14 protein-coding genes, 1 tRNA gene and 1 pseudogene are annotated in these 22,692 nt (G+C 69.4%); 13 read left to right on the top strand and 3 right to left on the bottom strand.

Features of this window, described 5'->3' with window-relative positions:
- Nucleotides 1–52 precede the first annotated feature (52 nt).
- Nucleotides 53–928, bottom strand: a complete 876-nt coding sequence (locus tag JK363_RS03145; RefSeq protein WP_201871220.1) for a hypothetical protein — start codon at nucleotides 926–928, stop codon at nucleotides 53–55.
- A 147-nt stretch (nucleotides 929–1,075) separates the two neighbouring features.
- On the opposite strand from JK363_RS03145, the gene JK363_RS03140 reads away from it, so the two are divergent.
- The 7 genes and pseudogenes from JK363_RS03140 to JK363_RS44570 all read left to right on the top strand — a co-directional run.
- On the top strand, nucleotides 1,076–2,704 hold the full coding sequence (locus JK363_RS03140) for a PD-(D/E)XK nuclease family protein (protein WP_236075523.1): 1,629 nt from the start codon (nucleotides 1,076–1,078) through the stop codon (nucleotides 2,702–2,704).
- Nucleotides 2,701–3,876, top strand: coding sequence for a pPIWI_RE_Y domain-containing protein (locus tag JK363_RS03135; RefSeq protein WP_201871218.1), 1,176 nt, complete (start codon nucleotides 2,701–2,703; stop codon nucleotides 3,874–3,876). Before JK363_RS03140 ends, JK363_RS03135 begins: the two co-directional genes overlap by 4 nt.
- The gene (locus tag JK363_RS03130) at nucleotides 3,869–7,306 is read left to right on the top strand and encodes a pPIWI_RE_Z domain-containing protein (protein ID WP_201871217.1); all 3,438 of its coding nucleotides are present in this window, start codon (nucleotides 3,869–3,871) and stop codon (nucleotides 7,304–7,306) included. The genes JK363_RS03135 and JK363_RS03130 overlap by 8 nt, the downstream gene beginning before the upstream one ends.
- An 88-nt stretch (nucleotides 7,307–7,394) precedes the next feature.
- Nucleotides 7,395–10,265 carry a pPIWI_RE module domain-containing protein gene (locus tag JK363_RS03125; protein ID WP_201871216.1) on the top strand — a complete coding sequence of 957 codons (2,871 nt, stop codon included), beginning with the start codon at nucleotides 7,395–7,397 and terminating at the stop codon, nucleotides 10,263–10,265.
- A gap of 1,058 nt (nucleotides 10,266–11,323) precedes the next feature.
- Nucleotides 11,324–11,821, top strand: a complete 498-nt coding sequence (locus JK363_RS03120; protein ID WP_201871215.1) for an ATP-binding protein — start codon at nucleotides 11,324–11,326, stop codon at nucleotides 11,819–11,821.
- Nucleotides 11,822–12,767: 946 nt separating this feature from the next.
- Nucleotides 12,768–13,028: a hypothetical protein gene (locus JK363_RS03115; RefSeq protein ID WP_201871214.1), complete on the top strand. Its 261-nt coding sequence runs from the start codon at nucleotides 12,768–12,770 to the stop codon at nucleotides 13,026–13,028.
- 35 nt (nucleotides 13,029–13,063) lie between these two features.
- Nucleotides 13,064–14,062, top strand: a pseudogene (locus tag JK363_RS44570) (recombinase family protein); the annotation flags it as partial.
- A 69-nt stretch (nucleotides 14,063–14,131) separates the two neighbouring features.
- Here the strand turns inward: JK363_RS44570 and JK363_RS03105 are convergent.
- Both JK363_RS03105 and JK363_RS03100 read right to left on the bottom strand, forming a co-directional pair.
- Nucleotides 14,132–14,713 (bottom strand): hypothetical protein, encoded by a 582-nt coding sequence (locus JK363_RS03105; protein ID WP_201871213.1) that lies wholly within the window; start codon nucleotides 14,711–14,713, stop codon nucleotides 14,132–14,134.
- Between the two features lie 272 nt (nucleotides 14,714–14,985).
- Nucleotides 14,986–15,057, bottom strand: a tRNA-Arg gene (locus JK363_RS03100).
- Nucleotides 15,058–15,282: 225 nt separating this feature from the next.
- Between JK363_RS03100 and JK363_RS03095 the strand changes: the two genes are divergently transcribed.
- From JK363_RS03095 to thrB, 6 genes are all read left to right on the top strand, one after another.
- Nucleotides 15,283–15,714 carry a response regulator gene (locus tag JK363_RS03095; RefSeq protein WP_307821576.1) on the top strand — a complete coding sequence of 144 codons (432 nt, stop codon included), beginning with the start codon at nucleotides 15,283–15,285 and terminating at the stop codon, nucleotides 15,712–15,714.
- Nucleotides 15,715–16,019: 305 nt separating this feature from the next.
- On the top strand, nucleotides 16,020–17,039 hold the full coding sequence (gene nrtL, locus JK363_RS03090) for an ArgS-related anticodon-binding protein NrtL (protein ID WP_201871212.1): 1,020 nt from the start codon (nucleotides 16,020–16,022) through the stop codon (nucleotides 17,037–17,039).
- Nucleotides 17,040–17,058: 19 nt separating this feature from the next.
- Entirely contained in the window at nucleotides 17,059–18,450 is a 1,392-nt protein-coding gene (gene lysA, locus JK363_RS03085) for a diaminopimelate decarboxylase (RefSeq protein WP_201871211.1), read from the top strand.
- A gap of 94 nt (nucleotides 18,451–18,544) precedes the next feature.
- Nucleotides 18,545–19,837 (top strand): homoserine dehydrogenase, encoded by a 1,293-nt coding sequence (locus JK363_RS03080; protein WP_201871210.1) that lies wholly within the window; start codon nucleotides 18,545–18,547, stop codon nucleotides 19,835–19,837.
- A gap of 104 nt (nucleotides 19,838–19,941) precedes the next feature.
- Nucleotides 19,942–21,030, top strand: coding sequence for a threonine synthase (gene thrC, locus JK363_RS03075; protein ID WP_201871651.1), 1,089 nt, complete (start codon nucleotides 19,942–19,944; stop codon nucleotides 21,028–21,030).
- 359 nt (nucleotides 21,031–21,389) lie between these two features.
- Entirely contained in the window at nucleotides 21,390–22,304 is a 915-nt protein-coding gene (gene thrB, locus JK363_RS03070) for a homoserine kinase (protein ID WP_201871209.1), read from the top strand.
- The last annotated feature ends 388 nt before the right edge of the window (nucleotides 22,305–22,692 follow it).

Raw genomic sequence — 22,692 nt, 5'->3', positions numbered from 1 at the left:
GAGCTCACCGGCGTGCGAGGCGTCTGACGTCATCGCCGTCGGGGAGGGGTCGTCAGGAAAGGGTCCCACTCGCGTCGCGCAGGGCGTCACGCATCGGCGCCGCACCGAACAGTTGCTGTACGTCCGCGAGTTGGGTACGGACGCGTTGCGCGGCCGCTTGCCGCTGGTGATCGTCCTCCTGCTGGTGGACGGCCGCTTCGGTGTGGGCGGCCGCGATCACGCGGGCGGGGTCGGGTTCCCGGGCCGCAGCGTCGTAGGCGCCCGGGATCGCGAGGGCGAAACGGCGCAGCAGCCGCCAGGCCGCGTCGGGGGCCGGATGCCCCGCGGTGGTGAGTCGCTGGATCTGCTCGGCGGTTCCCATCGCGTGGGTGAGGAAGTCGGCGCGCGGGCTGAGCGGGCCGATGATCCGTCGTTCCACGGGCCAGGTGGACAGGGCCAGGAGTCCGCGTGCGGGGACGAGGCGGTCGTGGGTCAGCGCCGCGCAGATGTAGTACGGGCGGGCATAGCCCTGCGCCGTGAAGGAGCGCTCCTCGTCGCGGCGGAGGGACGCGAGTTTGGTGGCGACCAGCGACTCGGTGAAGAACGCCTCGTACGTGGACGAGATGAGTTTCGGGGAGGCGGGGGCGCCCAGCAGGGTGAGCGCCTGGTGGACCTGTTCGCGGATCGGGATAGAGCCGTGCGTCGGGCGCTCCTTGAGGCGTGGTGCGCCTGTGGCTGCCGACGCCTGCGGGGCCGTGGGCTCGGTCAGGAGTGCCTCGTCGTCCGGTCCCGCCTCGGACTCGAGGGCATCCTCCCACGCGGCCTCGGCCTCGCGCAGCGCGCGCCGGATGCGCGCGGTTTCGGCCTTGTCCCGTGCGCGCACAGCACCGCGCAACTCGCTGCGCAGGTGGGACAGGCGCTGCTCGAGCTCCTCCAGTGATGCCGCCATGCGGGGCAGCTTAGCGCAGGAACCAACCTATGCCAATAACTTCCAATGAGTTCCAAGGTTTCTGCTACGGTCGAATGCGGAGGCGCACCCGGCCGGTCCGAAGGGTGCCGTCTGTTCCGAGACAAGGGGGAGGCAATGAGTCACGACATGACGGCATGGCACAAGCCGCACTGGCTGACCGGGAACGACGGCCTCGTTCGCGTGGGGCCCGGTACAGGCGGGAGCGAGGAGCACACCTGCCCCTCGCACGCCGCCGCCAAGGCCCGGCCCGGTCTCTGGCCGGCCCGGCGTCTCCGGTTGCCGCAGCCGGAGCTCGAAACGTTCACCCTCGGACCGGTCATGGATGCCGTCGACCGGGTCGAGTTCCATGGTGAGACACCCGACCAGGCCCTGGCGGCGCTGCGCTGCCGCACTCCCGCCCTCCATCCCGGTCACCTGACGTATGCCGAGCACGCCCTCCGTACGTACGTGGCAGCGTGCGCCGACGACGGTGAGCAACGGCTCCAGCCGGTCCGTCCGTACTGGGTGGCCCAGCGGGAGAACGGCAAGTTCTGGGAGATGTACGCCTGGTGGCGCAGGTACGAGTCGGCCGGCGGACGACTGCGCGAGTACTGGCGGCTGCGGCATGGCGAGGCCAAGGACTCCGAGCCCGGTGAGATCGCCATCGCCGGGTACGTGGCTGTTCACGGGCGCCAGGCGGCCTGGCCCCGGAAGTGGACGCGCGCGTTCCAGCCGTACGGACCCGCCGCCCGGCCCGAGCGGGTGCGTGTCGTCGAAGTCGGGCTCGCCGACGGACGGTCGCGCGTGCAGTTCGACGGGACGGCCGAGGAGGCCGAGGCGTACTACGCCGAGTACGGGCACGCGCACGTGACCCGTGTCGTGGCGGGCGGCAGGCCGGTACCCGGCTCGTCCTGCGTGGACTGCAAGCAGTTCACCGGCTGCGAGGCCGTCCCGCGCAGGCCCGGCGTCCTCGGACTCCCCTCGCGGGTGGCACCGCTGAGGAAGGTGTCGGTCAGCGATCTGCGCTATCACGCGGCCTGCCCCGCACAGGGATTCCTCCGTGCCCTGCACCTGCCGAAGTCCGACGAGTACGGCAGCACGGCCAGGCTCGGCCAGGCGGTGCACGGCTGGATCGAGAAGCTGCACCGACGCCCGGGACGGCCGCCGTGCGCGGCCGGCGACATGCCCCCGGAGTGCGAGAACTGGACAGAGGGACGCTGGCGGGTCTCCGACGAGGACGCTGCGACCGGTCGGGACATGCTGCTCCACCACGTCGACGCCTGTCCGTTCCAGGACGCCGCCCTCATCCAGCGGGTCGAGCCCGAAGCCCTCCGAGTCGTCCACGACACCGCGGCGCAGGCCGTCGTCATCGCCAAACCCGACCTGCTCTACCAAGAGGACGGCTCGTGGGTGTGGCGGGAGCTCAAGACGACACGGAAGCGGCGCCGTCACCACGAGGACCCTCTGGACACCTACCCCCAACTCGCCCTGGCGGTGACGCTCCTGGCGCAGGGAGCACTGGGCGGCGATCCGGACGGCTCGCGCGTCGAGGTGGAGATCCTCCGGCCGGACGGTTCCGAGCCGCACGTGATCGACCCGACGGACCCCTGCCAGCAGCGGAAGGCGCTGTCGGTTCTGCGGCGGTACGCCGGCCCGTGGCGGGAGGACGAGACATGGGACGCCCGCCCCGGACCGCATTGCCGGTCCTGCCCGGTCTCCCGATGGTGTCCGAGCGCCGCGCCCGACGGCACCGTCGTGGGAGAGGTGGAGGCGTGACCACGACGGACATGAGGGACGCACGGTCCGAGGACGCCGTCGGCACGGACGAGGGGCTGCTTCGCCAGATCGCCAGCGCCCTGGCGTGCCTGTCCCGGCAGAGGACAGTACCCAACCCCGTCTACCCGGCGAAGGTGCAGAACGCGTACAACCGACTCGTCCTGCACTGCCTGCGCCAGGGCGAGGAACCGCCGGGCAGTGTGCCGCAGATGGCCCGCTGGGCTTGCGAACGGTCCCTGACCGAATGGCCGTTGGAGCTGCCACCCGATAACCTCCCCGGAGCGGCCCTGCTCGTCGACCCGGAGACCCGGCTGCCTCACCAGCTGTGCCTGGAGTGGGAGGTGAGCGCGGCCGACCCGGCCGCCGAGCTCTTCGAGAACGAATGCATCCGGGAAGCACTCGCCGTGTGCCGCGCCGCCAAGGCCCCGCAGGCGTACACCGCGTTCCGGGCCCTGCTCACCTCCAGGCCCGTGCTGACCGGTGCCGAGCTGGCGCTGCTCGGCGGCGATCCGAACTGCGGGATGCTGCTGCACGACGTGATCAAGCGCTGCTACGAGCCCGTGCCCGCCTCTTACCTGCGGCGCGGCACGTACCGGCAGTGCGCTCGCTGCCGCTGCCTGATGGTGCCGCTGCTGCACGGCGGCCACCGGTGCGAACTGGACCGGTGCCGCCGCGACGGCACCTCGGACGAAGGCACGCCGCTCCGTGCCGACAAAGGCGGGGTCTTCCAGCTCAGCCGCCCCCTGCGGATGTTCATCACCAGCCCCGGGCTCGCGGAGACCGATCTGCAAGCCGCCCTGGAGAAGAAGTTCGGAATCACCGCCGAGATGTGGCCCAACTACGACGCGTACGACCTGCGCGTCCCCCTGCCGGGGCGACGGCACTGGGCGGTGGACGTCAAGGACCGGGTGAACCCCGTTCTCCTGGCGTGCTCCCTCACTCCGTTCAGAAACGAGCCGCCGTACGACCGGGCGTTCCTCGTCGTGCCCCGCTACCGCTTCCGCGACAACGAGGCGTATGGGCGGCAGTTCCGCCGCAACCTGCCGGAGGACCTGGCCGACCGGGTCACCCTCCTGGACGACCAGGCCTTCCTGCGGCTGGTCGCCGATGAGATCCCGGCCCCGCGCGACAAGGCGGGGAACCCGCGTACCGAAGGAGGACGCCGTGCGTGACCGTAGGGAATGGCACCGGCGCTGCTCACCGCAGCAGCTCACCGAGGTGTGGCCGGCGAACCTCGGCAGCTTCCGCCCCGGCGACCTTCTCGACGTCGAACTGGGCCTGTACCTCCTGCAGGACGTGACGCCCACCCGCACGGCTGCCGATGTCTGGCCGCTGCTGGGTGGTTACCCGTACAGCGAGGTGTTCGGAGACGTCCGCACCGACGAACAGCGGCTGCGCGTTCTGCGCGCCCGCCACTACCTGTGGGACATGCGGCGACGTCACGCCTGGTCGGAGGCGCTGGCCGACTACCTGAAGGTCCCCCAGCACCTGCGTGGATACGACGTCGACGGACCCGGCTCCGTGCCGCGCCGTCGCGAGACGTCGCGCGCTGCAAGCCGTTTCGAGATCTTCGAAGAACTGCTCAGCGCCCCTCCGCGGTTCGCGACGCGGTCCATTCCGTTCGCCGAGGAGGGAGAGCACACCTTCCGGGTGCAGGACCGTACTCACTCCGTGGTGTTCGACGAGGAACTGCTGACGGACACCCTGCCGCGCGCCCACGCGCTCGGCGCGCCACCGGCCGGGCATGGAGAGCCCGTCGACGTCACCTGGGAAGAGCTTGAAAAGGCCGCCGACGAGATGGACGCCGTAGAGGCGACGGCGCCGGAGGGACCGCGCAACGGCTGGGCCGGGCGGCTTCGGCGGGTGAAACTGCTCGTGCGCAACGCGGAACTCGGCCGCTTCACCGAACAGGGACGGCTGAGGATCGACCGGCTGCTGCACCTCGTGGGGATGGTGGGGGCTGGCAAGTCCACCCTCCGGGACATCCTGACGTACCACCTCGTGACCCGGACACCTCGCCGGGTCACCATCGTCGTCGGGGACGTGGCCGAGACGCTCGCCGTGGTGGAGCAGTTCGACCGGCTCGGTGTGCGGGCGGCACCGATCCTCGGACACTCCACCAGGGAGCGCAACATCAACCGGCTGCACCGTCGCACCGCCACAGCCGGCGCCGCCACCATGCTCGCGCACGACCACGCGGGCTTCGCCTACCTCAGCAGCGCCTGCCCCGTCGACGTGCTGCGCGGCCTGGAAGCCCGCCGCCCGCTCGGCGTCCGTGAAGCACCGTGCATCACGCTGTACACCGTCCCCGAGCAGGAGGCCACGGACGGCGATCCCCTCCTCGACGAGGAGAGCAGCACGCAGCGTGACGCACAAGGCTCGAAGCCGCAGCGGAGACTGTGCCCGTTGTGGAACCGCTGTCCGCGCCACCGCGGGGCTCGTGATCTGGTCGACGCACAGGTGTGGGTCGCCACCCCGGCCGGTCTGGTGCACAGCTCCGTCCCGCTGCACCAGCACGAGGAACAGCTCAGGTACCTCGAACTCGCGTGCCGGCTCAGCGACCTGATCATCGTCGACGAGGCGGACCGGGTCCAGATGCAGCTCGACACGGCCTTCGCCCCGGCCAGCACTCTGGTGGGCAAGGCCCCGAACTCCTGGTTCGACGAGGTGGCAGTCCACAAGTTCCAGCAGATGGCCCGGGACGGACGGCTCCAATTGTCCGCCCGTGACGTCGACGACTGGACCAACGCCGTCAACACGGTCAGCGCCGCCACCGACCGCCTCTTCGCCCTGCTCGTCAAGGACGACAAGCTCAGGCGGTGGATCAGCGTCGACTACTTCAGCGCCTTCACCCTCCACAGTCTGCTGCTGGACAGCTGGTTCCCGGGGCGGAAGGAGGGCGAAGGCCCGCCTGCGGCGGCCCGGACGCTGGACGGTGCGCTCGGTCGGTTCCGCGACGACCCGCTGCACGAGCAGCAGAGCACGGGTGACGACGACGAAGTGACACCCTTGGTGAACACCTTCGTCCACCTCACCCTGGAGCTCCTGCACGCGCCCCGGGGAGCACGGACGCGTGAGAGGCTGCGCGACACGCTCACCGACATCGTCGGAGACGACAGCACGGTACTCGCGGAAGCCGACCTCCAGGCCCGGCGCTTCGAGTTCACCCTGCTCCTTTCCGCTCTGCACAGCCGTCTCGACTTCATGACCACGCTGTGGCCGCGCGTCGAGGCCGCCCTCAATCTCGAGAGCGCCTCGAACGTGCTCTCCCGCAGGCCCCCCAAGGACTACGAGGCGGTCATCCCCGAGTCGCCCATGGGTAACGTGCTCGGCTTCCAGTTCCGTCACGACGACCGTGAGCGCGATGGTGACCGTAGCGGTGAACTCCGCTTCTTCCACTGCAACGGCGTGGGCCGCGAACTGCTCATGCGACTGGGCGACCTGTGTGCCGTGGACGGCCGTCCGGGCCCGCACGTCCTGCTCATGTCCGCGACGAGCTGGGCGGGCACCTCGAGCAGGTACCACGTGCACGCCGAGGTCGGTGCCGTACTGCGTCCTCACGACGAGGAAGTCGAAGCCGTCCTGGGCAGCGAGTTCCGCAAGGAGTTCCTGTACTGGCCCGGAAACGACCGGCCCAAGCCGCTGCGCCTGTCCGGCTGCGACCCCGAAGAACGCCCGCAGGCCCTCCTCCACGTGTTGCACCAGCTCGCGGTGCCTGACCGGAGCCTGCCGGACGCCGAGAGCATGCTGGACGCCGAGCTGAAGGAGATCGACGATCCGGACCGCCGCCGCATCCTGTTGCTCGTCGGCAGCTACGACGAGGCACGTCGGGCTGCCGAGTACCTCAACCAGATCCCCGAGTGGAACGGCCGCGTCACCCGGCTCGTGTCCGACGACGCGGACTCCGACACCGCCTGGACCCGGCTGCCGGAGGATGCCGCCGCACGGACCCTGCCGCGCGGTGACGTGAAGGCATTCCCCTCGGTCGGCGGCGACATTCTCGTCGCGCCGCTGCTCGCCGTGGAGCGAGGACACAACATCGTCTTGCGCGGTGGCAAGGCGGCCATCGGCACGGTCTACTTCCTGGCACGCCCCCACCCTCGGCCCGACGACATCTCACTCGCCATCCAGTCCATCAACGACTGGGCCGTGCGCCAACTCCGGGATGGTGACGGATCCTTCCGGCAGAACGCGCTCGCCGCCGCCACACCTGACCAGGCGGCCGTGGCGTTCCGCAGCCGCGCACGCCGTCAGTGGAACCGCTTCCTCACCCGCAGGCTGGCCTGGTCCAGCCTGCGGGACGAGGAGAAGGTGTCGTTCACCTGGGACCAGCTCGTCGTCATGTGGCAGGTCATCGGTCGTCTGGTGCGCGGCGGCGTGCCGGCCCGGGTGGTCTTCGTCGACGCGGCTTTCTCCCCCCGAGAAGCCGGATTCCAGGACGCGGACACCCCCGACACCAGCCTGCTGGCGAGCATGCGTGAGGTGCTCGCCCCCTACTTCGAGGACGGGAACACGGCGGAGCGGCACCCAGCCCCGATCGACAAATCCCTCGTCCGTGAGCTGTACGAACCGCTCTACTGCGCCCTGGTGGACATGGGCTGACGGCATCCGCCACCACACCGCACCGCATGCGCGACGTGTCCGCGTCGCGTCCGCACACTTCACGCCTTGCCCTGAGGAGAACGGCACCATGGCCTACCAATACAACCGCCCGGCGGCGTACCTGCCCGACCCGGCACAGGGACCCTTCGTCGTCCCGATGCACACGCTCTCCCTGCCCGCTCGCTGGGAGGAACCACTCCTGCACCTCTACCACGGCGGAATGACCGAGGGGCAGGCCGAGCGACGGCGTCGCGTACCCACAGCGGCGGTCAACCAGCTGATGCGCGCCACCGCGCCGGACATCGTCACGGTCGACTCCACGGCACAGTTCGGCTCGGAGAACCCCTGGCTGTACTGCCAGGACGCGTACCCGATGGCGGTGACGAACCTCTACATCGCCACCTGGCTCAAGAGCCTCCCGCGCGATGCCGACGATCCCGAGACCACGGCCCTGCTGATGAGCTGCTTCTGTGACCTCGACACCGTGGCTCTCAGCTGGCGGCCCGGCAGGGTCGACCTCCTCGAGCAGAAGGTGTCGCCCGGAGGAACCGCTCTGCCCGCGCCCCACGTGTACCGGTTGCTTCCCGACGTCCTCGCCTCACGGATCGCTCGCCAGGGACCGTACGAACACCACGGGCAGCAGCTGGCCTTCCGGCAGGTCGCCGGCCGCACGGGGGCCAGGGGGCAGGGAAGCGGGGGCGCCGAGCTGATGTCGAACGTGATCGAGTACGTACCCAGGCGGCGCGGTGGCAGCGACGGCAGGTCGGCCTACTACGCGGCGACCCTCCGCATCACCGTCCGCACCGTTCCCTTCTCCCCCGTCCCGCGCGTCCACGTGGCCGCCGGCGTGCGTCGGTTCGTCACCGGCAAGGTCTACATGCCGTACGGCAAGGGTGTGTCCGCGTACCTGCTCCCGGACGACTCCCTCGTCCACGACGGCCCGCAGCCGCAACGCTTTTCGGTCGCCATGCTGGAGTGGAAGAACGGCACCACGGACTGGCGTCAGGGCGGAGCAGAAGGAATGCTCGCCCGGATCAGCGCACTCGACGCACTGCCTTCCCCGGACCGCCTGGTGAAGGAGGCCGACCACTGGATCCACGGCCGGGACGGCATCCGGATCGCGATCGGGCATCAGGCGGCCATGGGCAGGCACACCATCGGCACCGGACTGATGCCCAGTGAACGCCGGCGGTTGATCGAGTGGGCGGAGCAGGCGATCGCTCCCGAGTTTGTTCCCGTTCCGAAGCTCGAGCGCAGTGCGTACGCGCGGCCGCCGAAGAAGCAGCTCAAGACGCTGCCGCCCATTCCCAAGAACAAGGAAGAGAAGGATCCCGGAGACCTCGCGGTCATCCTGGATAAGCGTGAGCTGAACGCGGCCCACAACGCTCAGGTTCTGCGGGCACGCCTGGCCGAAGCCCTCGAAGGGGAAGACCTCACCGCGGTCGTGCTCCACCAGAACGACGCCATCCGCGATCAGATGATCGCCGCGGCGGAGACGGGGTTGGGGCTGGCCGGGCACCGGCGTGTGCAGGGCCCCGATACCTGGGTGTGGGAGGCGGAAGAGCTGACCGTCCGGCTGCACACGCGGCCCCTGGGGAGTCTCGGTGCACCGCTGGGAGGCGATAGTGTGCCGCGCCGGGGGCAGGAACACGACAAGGCCATCGAGGAGCGCCGCACCGGTGTCGCGCGCTCCATGGCCGCACTGCGGGAAGCCGTCCCCGGGGTGCGGCTGGCCTTCGTGGAGCTCGACGGGCAGGACGCCTTCCGCCATGCCAAGCGACGGAGCGACCCCAAGCATGCGATCCGCCTGGGCTGCGCGGACGCAGGCCTGGTGACCCAGTTCATCCGTCCACCGGACCCGGATGTGGAGACGAACGAGGCTCTCGCCGATGCAGGGCTGCGTGCAGCCGCAGCCTGGTCGGACGGCCTGCGCCAGACCGGTATGCGGCTGGTGCCTCAGCATACGCTCGGCGACACGCTCATCCCCGCGAAGCTGAACCAGGTGGCCTTCCACCTTGTGGAACGCCGCCTCGATGGTCCCACGGGCAAGCAGCAGTTCACGCCGATCGCGGTGCTCATCCGGCCGGGCGCGAAGTGCGTGCTGGGCAAGTCGGCCGAGATGCACGCATGGGTACCGTACCCCGAACTTCTCAAGTCGTTGACGGGACGGGTCGAGGACAGGAAGAGCAGCGCGGAGCAGTCGGCACTCACGGCGGCCTTCGTCAAGAAGACCCTCGCACAACTGCGCAGCACTCCGACGCTCGTCCTGGCCCACGCTCAGGACGTCCGGAAGCGCTGGCCGTGGCTGAGGAACGACGGTCTGGAACGGGACAGGCTCGGCCTCGACGGAGGTCCCGTTCAGCGGATCGGTCTGTATGGCAAGCAGCTTCGTGTCGTCCGTATCGCCGACGGCAGCCGGGACGAGACGGCACAGTGCTGGGCCGAAGCGGAGGAACTCTCTCCCGCGTTGGAGGGCAAGCAGCGTGGGGGCATCGCGATGGGGCTGTGGCGGCCCGGGGTGCGGGGAGACTCGGACCGCGTCTTCTACAGCACGATCGGCAAGTCGGGCACGCAGACGAAGCTCACCAACGACGACGCCAAACTGACTCCGCACACTAATGCCTCGGGCAACAACGCCTACCGGCCGACGGTGAACGCCTGGAACCCGGACCTCCTCGAAGTGACCGTTGCGTGCCTCCAGCCCGGTGACGACGCGGAGGCATGGGCCGCATTCGTCCACCAGCAGCGTTTCAGCGAGGACTACCGTGCTGGTCGCGAGGGGTTGGCTCTGCCTTTGATCCTCCATCTTGCGCGACTCGCGGACGATTACGCTCTGCCTCACGAGATCGAGGAGGCCCTGGACCCGACGGAGCCCCAGGCTGAGGCCGCGCCGGACGATGCTCTGTCGGGCCAGCTGGCCTTCGACTTCGACCTCGACGACGTTGATGACGACATGTGACCTACATGTTCACGGCGCACCTCACCCCCCAAGCCGGTTGCCTGGTCTGCCGGAAGCCCTCGCCGGCGCGAGGCGTGAGCGGGATATGCGGCGCCCACACAAGGAGGTAGCCATACCGTGATCACCGGCTCTTTGGTCCTGCGTCGTATGAATATCCCGGAAGGCGGCGTAGTTGAACTGCTCACGCTTGGTACAACGGCTGCCGATGACTGTGAGATTTCCCGGGCCACAGATACCCTTGGTGATCACGCGGATTCAGACGCGGATGAGCTGCCGCGGATGTCGAAGGATTTCCTTCTCTCCCTAAACTCCATACTTATCGCCCGACGAAAACCGCGGAGGCGGCCTGGATGCGCTGTGGGCATTGCTGCCCGAGCGTGAATGTGGTCTACATATGTCCACGAACTCGCCAACCGGGCTGGAGGTTCTAAAGCTCTGGGAGCACAAAGATCGCGTAGTTGGCCTTGCCTTGCCGTCGTGATCGGTCCGGCCTCCGATAGCCCCTTTCCGATCCCTAATGCGGACTCCGAGCTTATTTCGGCGGTGAGTGCACTTGGTTCCCTCTTCAGGAAATGACGTGCCTGATCGGTCCACTTCCGTTGAGCGCCGGTCTCAGGGTGCTGGCCTAGCGCTGGTAGGCGTGGTTATTCCTTCCTCTTGAGATAGCTGCAACTCGGTTATTTTTAGATGCCTTTCGCATTCTCAAGCGGCCGGGGCCTCGTGGTGAAGCCCGGAGGTTGAGTTGGCCGGGCGAGAGGATCGCGGACCATTGGGGCATCCCTTAGGGGTGAGAATGCATTGCGCTGCGTATGAAAGTCCTGACAGAAGGACGGTTCCGCTCTTCGTGAGGTCGACGGTGTGGTGGTCGCAATCTGGTTGCGATCACCCCTGGAGGCCGTTGTGGCGGTGCCGGTTCTGGTCACATTTGCTTTGCTCGCTTCCTGTCTTATGGTCGGCGGGCCGCTCGTGCTGCCCGGGATGTGGGCTGTCGTGGGACCTGGTAGGGGCCGACATCGCCATGTCCGGCGTGGACGCCACAGGGTTCGGAGCGGGCAGCGATGAATTCGCCGAGCATGTCGGACGGCGCACCGGTCGTGTTGTGGCGTTGGCGTGGTGGGGAGCCGGGGGCTCTTGCTCGTGCCCGAACCGTCTTGGCCCATGCCCTGAGCGGCCTCGGCTATGACGGTGAGGCGGTGAGCGATGCCGTGTTGGCCGTATCAGAGTTGGTGGCGAATGCCGTCGAACACGCGGTGGGGCCATATGAGCTGAGGCTGCACCGCACAGCATCGGATGTCATCTGCGAAGTGGTGGATCACGATCCGAGGATTCCTGAGATCCCGCCCTTTGGAGTGGGTGCTTTGCTTCTTCCGGTGGAGGAAGGGCAGAGTGGCGGTCCGGGAGCGTTGTGCGCGCTGTTGTCGGAGCGCGGGCGGGGCCTGCCTATCGTGCATGAACTGGCCAGGGGAGCCTGGGGGTTGCGCCGGTCGCGGGTCTCGAAGGCAGCCTGGATCGCCTTGCCCCTGCCTGTCGACGGTGAGGGGCGTTCTGGGGAATGACGTGCGCAGCTGAGACGTCCGTGCGTGAGTTGAGCGCAAGTGGCTCGCTGGCGATCCCCCCGTCGTTTCCGTGTTCGTTACGGGGGCCGTTTCCCCGCTCGTCCTTGGAGACGACACCCTGTCCATCCGGACGACCGCAGGTCACGGGGTGTACGAGCCGCCAAGCCAGTGAGGGCGACTGTATATCGATAGAGCAAAGCATCTCGATCTACCCGGTCATGGCGCCCGGGCGCGGCCTGGTCCGTACGTGTGTTGCTGCGCGCTCTCGGCTACCGAACTGCGGCGATGCTCTCCCCGCGGGATGTACGTGGAGCGCGGGTTCTGCTGGGCTCCGTGATGGTCTGGTGGGGAGCGGTTTCGGGACAAGCTGCACCTGGGGGAGCGGTGTGCTCGTGAGGGACGGTGTCCGGGGTGCGGAGCGGGTGCGCACGCTTCGCGTTCCTGGGTGCTGTGCGCCTGGGGCGGGTGCGGTGGTCGCAGGGGCCGGGTGCGGGCATCCTGGGCGGCCTGGCAACCGACGCCGCCGGGGTTGGGTGGCGCGGGAGCGGTCGGGAGGGGTGCTCCCGGGGTGCACCCGGCGCGTCGTGATGGTCGCGGCCGTGCACCCGGTGCGGGGGATCGCGCCCGTTCGCATGTTTGTCCGCGTGGGCATGGTGGACCGCTACTGGCTCGCTGATGGCTCGGGTGAGGAACCGCCGGGGTCCCCGGTGCGGGTGCATGAGGTGCAGCCGGGGAGTGGACCCGGTCTGGTCGGTGGCAAAGACCTACCCCTGGAATCTCTATTGATCACGAGATGGCCGGACGCCCTTACCGGGCGCCCGTAGCCGATCCCTCACCACCGTCGAAATCGCCACAGCACCGGGGATTCCACATGGAGAACGTCCGCGACACCCGAGACTCCGCTCATTCAACGGCACCCACGGCAACCCGGCGTCGGAGAGCGGCCGTGAACCACCCCGCGTGCCCGTCCACAGACCCACAAGATCGCGGCCTTGACGACGTCGCCGAGATGGAGCGTCCATGGACGACGACCGTTCGCGACAACGCTGAAACGCACAGCTCAGAGGGTTTGCGAGTGGTCGTGGAGTACGTCGTCGTCGATGGTGGCGAGGCTCACGCGCTGGCCCAGCGCCAAGGGGCTGCGATTCGTGAGGTGCTGGAGTGGCTGTACGCCGGTCACGGTGCCCCGAAGGCCGGCCACGCCTGAGCCTCCCCACCCGGACCCTTGGAGAGGGACAACATATGCGCGGCACCCCGCCCAGCACTCGGCCCTGGGCGCATCCTGTACCCAACCGCCCCTGGTCCACGGCCGGTATTCCGGACGCCGCGGCGCTTCCGGTGACCGTCCCGGTGGCGTGGCTCGGCCGGACCTCTACGGAGGACGCCCAGGACCCCACTCTCTCGCTGCCCCGGCAGTTGCGTAACGCGAGAGCCGCGCTTCCGCCCGGCTGGGTGATTGTCGCGCATTTCTACGATGTGGAATCCGGGCGTAAAGAGTTGCGCGAGCGGGGCAATTCCCTTGCGCACCAGCAATTCCAGATCCCCATTCCCCGTGACGGCAGTGTCGCTGATCTCCTCGACGAGGCTCAGCGGCCCGACCGCCGCTTCGCCGCGGTCATCTGTGAGTCCATTGAACGCGTCGCGCGCCGGACCTACTTCGGCACGAAGATCGAGTACGAGCTGGAGCAGGCTGGGGTGGCCCTGTGCGCCGCCGATGAGCCGATCGTCACCGGTCCGCGAGCCAAACGCGCCACGCCCACGCTCACGCGGCGCGTTAAGCAGGCGGTCTCCGAGTGGTACGTGCTGCAGATGCTGGAGCTGTCGTGGGACGGCTTCATCGAGCATGTCTCCCAGGGCTGGAATGTGGGCAAGCCGCCCTACGGCTACCTGGCGGAGAAGGTCCCGCATCCCGTACCGGCCCGCCGGGCCGAAGGCCGTACCAAGCACCGGCTCGTCCCGGACGCGTCCAGGGCCCCGGCCGTCACCTACATCTTCCAGCTCCGCGGGCTGGACAAGCTCGGATACGATGCCATCGCCGACCGCCTGAACCTTGATCCCGTCGCGTACCCGCCCCCGGAGCCCACTCGCCCCGATATGGCCCTCCACCGCTGGAGCGGGTCGGCCGTGCGAGAGATCCTGCGCAATCCCAAGTACACCGGCTACCAGGTCTGGAACCGCCGTGCGACGACGAAAGGCGGTTGCTACAACGACCCCAAGGACTGGGTGTGGTCCCCGCAGCCCACTCACGAGCCGCTCGTCTCCAAAGAGTTGTTCGACGTGGCATCCACCGTGGCGCGCAAGCGCCAGGGATCACGGACGACCCACGGGCCCAACTCCCACCCGGCCACGCGGCGTTCCTATGTCCTGCGGTCGTACGTCGTCTGCGAGATCTGCGACCGCCGCATGTTCGGCAAGAACCGCCACCGGATCTCGTACTACGCCTGCCAGGTCGACCCGAATGAACACCGGGACAAGCCCTGGTTCCGTGACCATCCCAAGAGCTTGTGGGTTCGGGAAGAGGTCCTGATCACACCCGTCTCCCGCTTCTTCGCCACCCACGTCTTCGGACCCGACCGGCGTACCCACCTCAAAGCCGCACTCGAAGCCGCCCGGCTCGCGGACGAGCCCCGCGACCGCACCGCGAAGGAACGCGCCGCGCTGGAGCAGGCCATCAAGGCCATCGGGGAGCGCCAGGCCCGGCTCATCCGTACTCTCGCGGACGGCGGGCCTGACCAGGAGCAGGAGAAGGAGTTCCGCGACGCGATCCGTCGAGAGCACGCCGCCCTGGGCAAGCAGCGCACAGAGCTCGCCGAGCGGCTGGCCCATCTGGAAGCCCCGAAGCAGGCGGTACATCCCGCCGACAGCGCGGCTCTGCTGGATGCGCTCCCTCACCTCAACATCGACCTCGCCCTGGTCCCGGAGGAGATCCAGCGGCGGCTCTACAACGCCTTCGGACTGGAGGTCCGCTACAGCCGACCCCGCGAAGAAGTGACCCTACGGGTGACGATCCCAGGGCATCTGCTGGATGGACTGGTGGCCGTCACCCGTGAGCTGGACACATGGAACAAAAAATCGGGCGCCCGCACCAAAGTGCTGGCACCCGATCATGACACCCGGGACGGACAAACGCGGCAAAACCATCGCGTTCATTCCCATCCCCTGGGTGCCCCCGGCAGGATTCGAACCTGCGCACACGGCTCCGGAGGCCGTTGCTCTATCCCCTGAGCTACGGGGGCGTTGCCGCTGGTGTTTCGCGGCGACGGGTAGAACCCTACCAGCTCACTCGGGGTGTTCATGAACGCTTATCGGGAGAGGGGATGGAGGAGGCGGCCGGGGGAGCGGAGGGGGGTATACCGCATGTGGAGGCGGGGGCGCAGGAGTCCGGGTCAAAGGTCCCTCGCACGTGGCGGAAGTGGGCAAAACCCGGACGTGGCTGGGGCCGCGCGCCTACTCTTCAGATTGTGCCTGGGTTGTCCGGCCGGGTCCTTGTCGTTGACGACAACAAGGTCATCCGGCAGCTGATCAGGGTCAACCTCGAGCTGGAGGGCTTCGAGGTCGTGACCGCGGCCGATGGTGCCGAGTGCCTGGAGATCGTTCACCAGGTGCGGCCCGATGTGATCACTCTCGATGTCGTGATGCCCAGACTGGATGGGCTGCATACGGCATCACGGTTGCGTGCGGATGCGCGGACATGTCATGTGCCCGTCGCGATCATCAGCGCGTGTACGCAGTACGAGATGGACAGTGGGAAGGTGCTCGGAGTCGACGCCTTCCTGGCGAAACCCTTCGAGCCGGCCGAGCTGGTGAAGCTCGTGGGGCGGCTGATGAGGCGAGGGGGTGCCGGCGCCGCGGCGCCCGGTGATGCCGCGCCGGTTGTGGGGCCCACCGGCTAGCGGTGGGCTCCGGTGACTGGTGGTGCAGCCGGGTGTGCGGGTAGTCGGTGTCCTGCGGGCGGTCGGTGTGCGGGCGCCGGGCTGCTGCGGGCAGCCGGGGCGCTGCGGGTGGTGGGTTGTCTGCCGTGTGCGGTCAGTCATCCGTGTGAGGTCAGTCCGTGTGCGGGCCGTCGGGCTCCCGGCCATCGGGTCTCCCGGCCATCGGCCTCCCGACCCTTGGCCTCCGGGCCGTTCTTCACCGTCCCGGCGTCCGAAGGACGAAACCGGTTCGCGGGGGCACCCCCCTCCTCCCATACGCTTGTCCCGTGACTCCCGCCCAGCTCTCCCGCACTGTGCTGCACACCGTGCGTCGTGCCGTCGAGGACGACGAGCTGTGTGTCACCGTGCCGGAGCGGGTGAAGGTGCGGACTCCGCCGCGGCCCGGCTGCGGCGATTACGCCACCAACGTCGCGCTTCAGCTCGCCGGGGATCGGAACGACCCCAGCGGCGATCCGCTGCGGATCGCCGAGATACTGCGGCGGCGGCTGGTCCGTACGCCGGGGATCGCGCGCGTCGACATCGCCCACCCCGGGTTTCTGAACATCACCCTCGACGCCACCTCCCACGGGCACCTCGTGGACACCGTTCTCGCCCAGGGGCGCGCGTACGGGCATGGGGACGGCATGGCCGGGGAGCGGGTCCGGTTCGCCGCGGGGACGGCCGACGGGGACATCCGCACCGCCCTCGTCGCCAATGTCGTCCGCGGGCTCGTCACCGTCTGCGGGGGGCGGACGGCGGACGACGGCCCTGGGGGCGAGGTCCTTACCGTCCGGGCCGCCGGTGTTCCGGTCGACGAGCTGCTCATCCGGCTCGGCCCCGACGCCGCCCGCTGGGCCCTGCTGCGGCCCGCCGCCCATGATCTGCCCGACCTCGACCCGGGACGGCTGCTCTCCCAGCGCGAGGCCAACCCGCTGTTCCGCGTCCGGTACGCCCACGCGCGGGCCCGTGCCGTGCTGCGGAACGCCCATGACCTCGAGGTCGAGGCGCAGCCGGACGGGGCCGTCTACGACCATCCCGCCGAGACCGCCCTCCTCGCACTCCTCGGGGACTTCCCCCGTACCATCGAGGCCGCCGCCCGGCATCGAGCGCCCGACCGGTTGGCGCGTCATCTCGTCGCCACCGCCGACGCCTTCTTCCGCTTCCACGACACGTGTCCGCCCCTCCCGCGCGGCGAGCAGAAACCCTTGGCCGTGCACCGCTCGCGGACGGCCCTCGCCGAGGCCGCCGGCACGGTGCTCGCCAACGGCCTCCACCTGCTCGGCATCAGCGCTCCAGAACATCTGTGACACCTGCGAGAGAGACACCATGAGCCGTTCCGCCCACCCCGCCGGGCCCCGCTACGCCGATGTCCTGCCCGAGGGGCACTACAGCGCGCCGCCCACCGATCTCAATCAGCTCGACCCGCGCGTCTGGTCCCGTACCGTCGCCCGGAACGCCGACGGTGTCGCCACCGTGGGCGGGATCGACGTCACGCGGCTGGCCGAGGAGTTCGGGACGCCGGGCTACTTCCTGGACGAGGAGGACTTCCGGGCCCGCTGCCGTGCCTGGCGGGAGGCGTTCGGGGACGAGGCCGACGTGTTCTACGCGGGGAAGGCGTTCCTCTCCCGGGCCGTGGTGCGCTGGCTGCACGAGGAGGGGCTCAACCTCGATGTGTGCTCCGAGGGGGAGCTGGCCACGGCGCTGGCCGCCGGGATGCCCGCGGAGCGGATCGCGCTGCACGGGAACAACAAGTCGACGCGGGAGATCACACGGGCGGTCGAGGCCGGGGTCGGGCGGATCGTGCTCGACTCCTTCCAGGAGATCGTGCGGGTGGCGCATATCGCGCAGCGGCTCGGCAGGCGGCAGCGGGTGCAGATCCGGGTCACCGTGGGCGTGGAGGCGCACACCCACGAGTTCATCGCGACCGCGCACGAGGACCAGAAGTTCGGGATCCCGCTGGCGGGCGGGCTGGCCGCCGAGGCGGTGCGGCGGGCGCTGAAGCTGGACGGGGTGGAACTGATCGGTATCCACTCGCACATCGGCTCGCAGATCTTCGACACCTCCGGGTTCGAGGTGGCCGCCCACCGGGTGGTCGGGCTGCTGGCGGAGGTCCGTGACGAGCACGGGGTGGAGCTGCCCGAGATCGACCTCGGCGGCGGCCTCGGTATCGCGTACACCGTGGACGACGACCCCAGCGAACCGCATGAGATCGCCGCGGCGCTGCGCGAGATCGTGCTCCGCGAGTGCCGGGGGGCAGGTCTCGCGGTGCCGCGGCTGTCGGTCGAGCCGGGGCGGGCGATCGTCGGGCCGACCGCGTTCACGCTGTACGAGGTGGGGACGGTCAAGGAGCTGCCGGGCTTGCGGACGTATGTGAGCGTCGACGGCGGGATGTCCGACAACATCCGTACCGCGCTCTACGACGCCGAGTACTCGGTGGCGCTGGTCTCCCGTACCTCCACCGCCGAGCCGATGCTCTCCCGCGTCGTGGGCAAGCACTGCGAATCCGGTGACATCGTGGTGCGGGACGCCTTTCTGCCCGCCGATCTGGCGCCCGGCGATCTGATCGCCGTCCCCGCCACCGGCGCCTACTGCCGCTCGATGGCGAGCAACTACAACCACGCGCTGCGTCCGCCGGTCGTCGCCGTGCGCGACGGACAGGCGCGGGAAATCGTCCGGCGCGAGACCGAGGAAGATCTCCTGCGGCTCGATGTCGGCTAGCGAGAAATAAATCTCGGATACTGGACCCGGGATAGGAAATTCCGTCCAGTGCCTGAGACTGGTGCACTCAACGATGGATGAGAAACGAGGTCGGATGATGCGTACGCGTCCGCTGAAGGTGGCGCTGCTGGGCTGTGGAGTAGTGGGCTCAGAGGTGGCGCGCATCATGACGACGCACGCGGACGACCTCACGGCGCGTATCGGGGCTCCGGTGGAGCTGGCCGGGGTGGCCGTACGGCGCCCCAACCGGGTCCGCGAGGGGGTGCCCGAGCACCTGGTGACCACCGACGCCACCGCCCTGGTCAAACGCGGGGACATCGATGTGGTGGTCGAGGTGATCGGCGGGATCGAGCCCGCGCGGTCCCTCATCACCACCGCGTTCGAGCACGGCGCGAGCGTGGTCTCCGCCAACAAGGCGCTGGTCTCCCAGGACGGCGCTGCCCTGCACGCCGCCGCCCAGGAGCGCGGCGCGGACCTGTACTACGAGGCGGCGGTCGCGGGTGCGATCCCGCTGGTGCGGCCGTTGCGCGAATCGCTGGCCGGCGACAAGGTCAACCGCGTCCTCGGCATCGTCAACGGCACCACCAACTTCATCCTCGACCGGATGGACGGCAGCGGCGCGGGCTACAGCGAGGCGCTGGACGAGGCCACCGCGCTGGGCTACGCCGAGGCCGACCCCACCGCCGACGTCGAGGGGTTCGACGCCGCGGCCAAGGCCGCGATCCTCGCCGGGATCGCCTTCCACACCCGGGTCACCCTCGACGATGTGCACCGCGAGGGCATCACCGAGGTGACCGCGGCCGACATCGCCTCCGCCAAGCGGATGGGCTGCACCGTCAAGCTGCTCGCGATCTGTGAGCGCGCCGCCGACGGCCGGTCGGTCACCGCGCGGGTGCATCCGGCGATGATTCCGCTGGCCCATCCGCTGGCCTCGGTCCGCGAGGCGTACAACGCGGTGTTCGTGGAGGCCGAGGCCGCCGGTCAGCTGATGTTCTACGGGCCGGGGGCCGGTGGCTCGCCGACTGCCTCGGCGGTGCTGGGCGACCTGGTCGCCGCCTGCCGCAACAAGCTGGCGGGCGCTGCCGGACCGGGGGAGTCCGCCTACAGCAGGCTTCCGGTGAGCCCCATGGGCGATGTGGTCACGCGATACCACATCAGCCTTGATGTCGCCGACAAGCCGGGAGTTCTCGCTCAGGTCGCGACAGTCTTCGCCGAGCACGGAGTGTCGATCGATACGGTCCGCCAGCAGGGGAAGGATGGCGAGGCGTCCCTCGTCGTCGTGACCCACCGCGCGAGCGACGCCGCGCTGTCGGCGACCGTGGAGACACTGCGCCGCCTCGACACGGTCCGCGACGTCGCCAGCATCATGCGGGTCGAGGGCGAGTAGAGAGCGGGTGGAGCGTGGGACGCGGGCGTACCGCACAGCAGCGGGGCCGGGAGTAGCAGGGGAGTAAGGAAGAAATGAACGCAATCGCCGACGCCGGGGCGCGCATGTCCGGCACCCGCCGGTGGCACGGCTGGCGGGGCATCATCGAGGAGTACCGCGACCGTCTCCCGGTCAGCGGGACGACGCCCGTCGTCACCCTCCGCGAGGGCGGCACCCCGCTCGTGCCCGCGCAGGTGCTCTCCGAGCGCACCGGCTGTGACGTCCATCTCAAAGTCGAGGGCGCCAACCCCACCGGGTCCTTCAAGGACCGCGGGATGACAATGGCCATCAGCGCGGCCAAGGAGGCCGGTGCCAAGGCCGTCATCTGCGCGTCCACCGGCAACACCTCGGCCTCGGCCGCGGCCTACGCGGTGCGGGCCGGGATGGTCTGCGCGGTGCTGGTCCCGCAGGGGAAGATCGCGCTGGGCAAGATGGGCCAGGCCCTGGTGCACGGCGCGAAGATCCTCCAGGTCGACGGGAACTTCGACGACTGTCTGACGCTGGCGCGCGGACTGTCCGAGAAGTACCCGGTGGCGCTGGTCAATTCGGTCAACCCGGCCCGTATCGAGGGGCAGAAGACCGCGGCCTTCGAAATCGTGGACATGCTCGGCGACGCGCCCGACATCCATGTGCTCCCGGTGGGCAACGCGGGCAACATCACGGCCTACTGGAAGGGCTACAAGGAGTACGCGGCGCCGTTCGGGGGCCAGGAGCCCCGGTCCACCCGCACCCCCCGGATGTGGGGCTTCCAGGCGTCCGGCGCGGCGCCGATCGTGCGCGGTGAGCCGGTCCGCGAGCCCAGCACCATCGCCACCGCGATCCGTATCGGCAACCCCGCCTCCTGGAGCTTCGCCGAGCAGGCGCGGGACGAGTCGGGCGGCCTCATCGACGAGGTGACCGACCGTCAGATCCTCGCCGCCTACCGGCTGCTCGCTTCCCAGGAGGGCGTCTTCGTGGAGCCGGCCTCCGCGGCCAGCGTGGCGGGGCTGCTGAAGGCGGCCGAGCAGGGTCTGGTCGACCCGGGCCAGCGCATCGTGTGCACGGTGACGGGCAACGGGCTCAAGGACCCGGACTGGGCGGTCGCGGGCGCGCCCCAGCCGGTTGTGGTCCCGGTGGACGCGGACGCGGCGGCCGTTCGGCTCGGACTGGTCTGACGCCGCGGGCCGGGATCCACCGGATCCCGGCCCGTTCCGGTCCTGCCGCCCGCCCCGCTCCGACCGGCGGTTTTCTCAAGATCCACTCAAGGAGTGGAGGAGATGCACGGGAGCGAAGAGGGCGCGCGGAACGCTCCAGTAGAGTGGTCCCGGACGATGGCAGGGGGCGCGACACGCATCGTGCGCCTCCCGTGCGCCCTATGTCGCCACAGAACCTTCCTTCGATAGGCTGTACTGAATCCGCCCCGACGCAGAGCACTCACCTCTGCGCGGCGTCGCCGTACTTCGCGTGACAACCCCCGCGGTTTTCCGTACCTCTTCGAGCAATCTCACGCAATCACAAGGAGAGTCATCGAGCGATGGCCGGTCCAGCGTTCCGCGCCGCCGCCGTCCGAGTGCGCGTCCCCGCCTCGAGTGCCAATCTCGGCCCCGGCTTCGACGCCCTCGGTCTGGCCCTGGGGCTCTACGACGACGTGGTGGTCCGGGTGGCCGACTCCGGTCTGCACGTCGACATCGCGGGCGAAGGCGCACAGACCCTGCCGCGCGACGAGAGTCATCTGCTCGTACGGTCCCTGCGCACCGCGTTCGACCTGCTGGGCGGGCAGCCGCGGGGTCTTGAGGTGGTGTGTGCCAACCGGATTCCGCACGGCCGGGGTCTGGGGTCCTCCTCCGCCGCCATCTGCGCCGGGATCGTCGCCGCGCGGGCGGTGACGATAGGCGGCGCCGAAAAGCTCGACGACGCGGCGCTGCTGGAACTGGCCACCGAGATCGAGGGCCACCCCGACAATGTCGCCGCGTGTCTGCTCGGCGGCTTCACCCTCGCCTGGACGGACGCGGGAGCCGCGCGGGCGATCAGGATGGACCCAGCCGATTCCATCGTTCCGGTGGTCTTCGTCCCGGGCAGCCCGGTGCTCACGGAGACCGCCCGCGGACTGCTGCCGCGCACCGTTCCGCATGTGGACGCGGCGGTCAACGCGGGGCGGGCGGCCCTGCTCGTGGAGGCCCTGACCAGGCGTCCCGAGCTGCTGCTCGCGGCCACGGAGGACCGGCTGCACCAGGAATACCGCACTCCGGCGATGCCCGAGAGCGTGGGCCTGGTGAACCGACTGCGCGCGGACGGCGTCCCTGCGGTTATCTCCGGTGCGGGCCCCACGGTGCTCGCGCTGGTCGAGGACGGTGCGGCCGACAAGGTCGCACGACTGGCGGGTGAGGGATGGGCGGCCAACCGGCTGGCTCTCGACGCCGGGGGGGCGAGCGTTCTGCCGCTCAGCTGACTCCACGCCCGGAACGGCCCGGGCGCTGGGAAAACTCGATTGCCGGTCTTGGAGAGGGGGAATATTTGTTGGATCCGGTAGTGTTAACCTCAAGTCTGCACTGGATGCCTCTTGGATGTACTCGGAGGCGAGGTGCTCAGTGTCCCCATCCGGGACCACCCTTCTTCCGGGAGCCTCCCAGCACTGCCTGAGCAGCCTGCCTGAGCAGTATCGAGCACGCTCCGGAATCGGCGTGATGGAGCCGAGGAAAGTCTTCCGTCTCGCCGGAACCATGAATTGATCTCTCCGCCGTACCCGGCGGACCACCGCCCCGGCCCGGTCCGTAACGGAAGGACCACAGCCGGACAGCACAACCGGTCGCCGAGCCAGACAGGCCGACGCCCGCTCC

It is taken from the genome of Streptomyces coffeae (genome assembly GCF_016741875.1).
Lineage (GTDB): Bacteria > Actinomycetota > Actinomycetes > Streptomycetales > Streptomycetaceae > Streptomyces > Streptomyces coffeae.
Note: the sequence above shows the minus strand (reverse complement) of the source record. Positions and strands in the feature narration are given on the sequence as shown.

Coding starts and splice junctions, on each gene's coding strand:
- JK363_RS03140 (WP_236075523.1), top strand. CDS start 1,076: ATGACGGCATGGCACAAGCCGCACTGGCTGACCGGGAACGACGGCCTC.
- thrB (WP_201871209.1), top strand. CDS start 21,390: ATGGCCGGTCCAGCGTTCCGCGCCGCCGCCGTCCGAGTGCGCGTCCCC.
- JK363_RS03145 (WP_201871220.1), bottom strand. CDS start 928: ATGGCGGCATCACTGGAGGAGCTCGAGCAGCGCCTGTCCCACCTGCGC.
- JK363_RS03080 (WP_201871210.1), top strand. CDS start 18,545: ATGATGCGTACGCGTCCGCTGAAGGTGGCGCTGCTGGGCTGTGGAGTA.
- lysA (WP_201871211.1), top strand. CDS start 17,059: ATGAGCCGTTCCGCCCACCCCGCCGGGCCCCGCTACGCCGATGTCCTG.
- thrC (WP_201871651.1), top strand. CDS start 19,942: ATGTCCGGCACCCGCCGGTGGCACGGCTGGCGGGGCATCATCGAGGAG.
- JK363_RS03120 (WP_201871215.1), top strand. CDS start 11,324: ATGAATTCGCCGAGCATGTCGGACGGCGCACCGGTCGTGTTGTGGCGT.
- JK363_RS03125 (WP_201871216.1), top strand. CDS start 7,395: ATGGCCTACCAATACAACCGCCCGGCGGCGTACCTGCCCGACCCGGCA.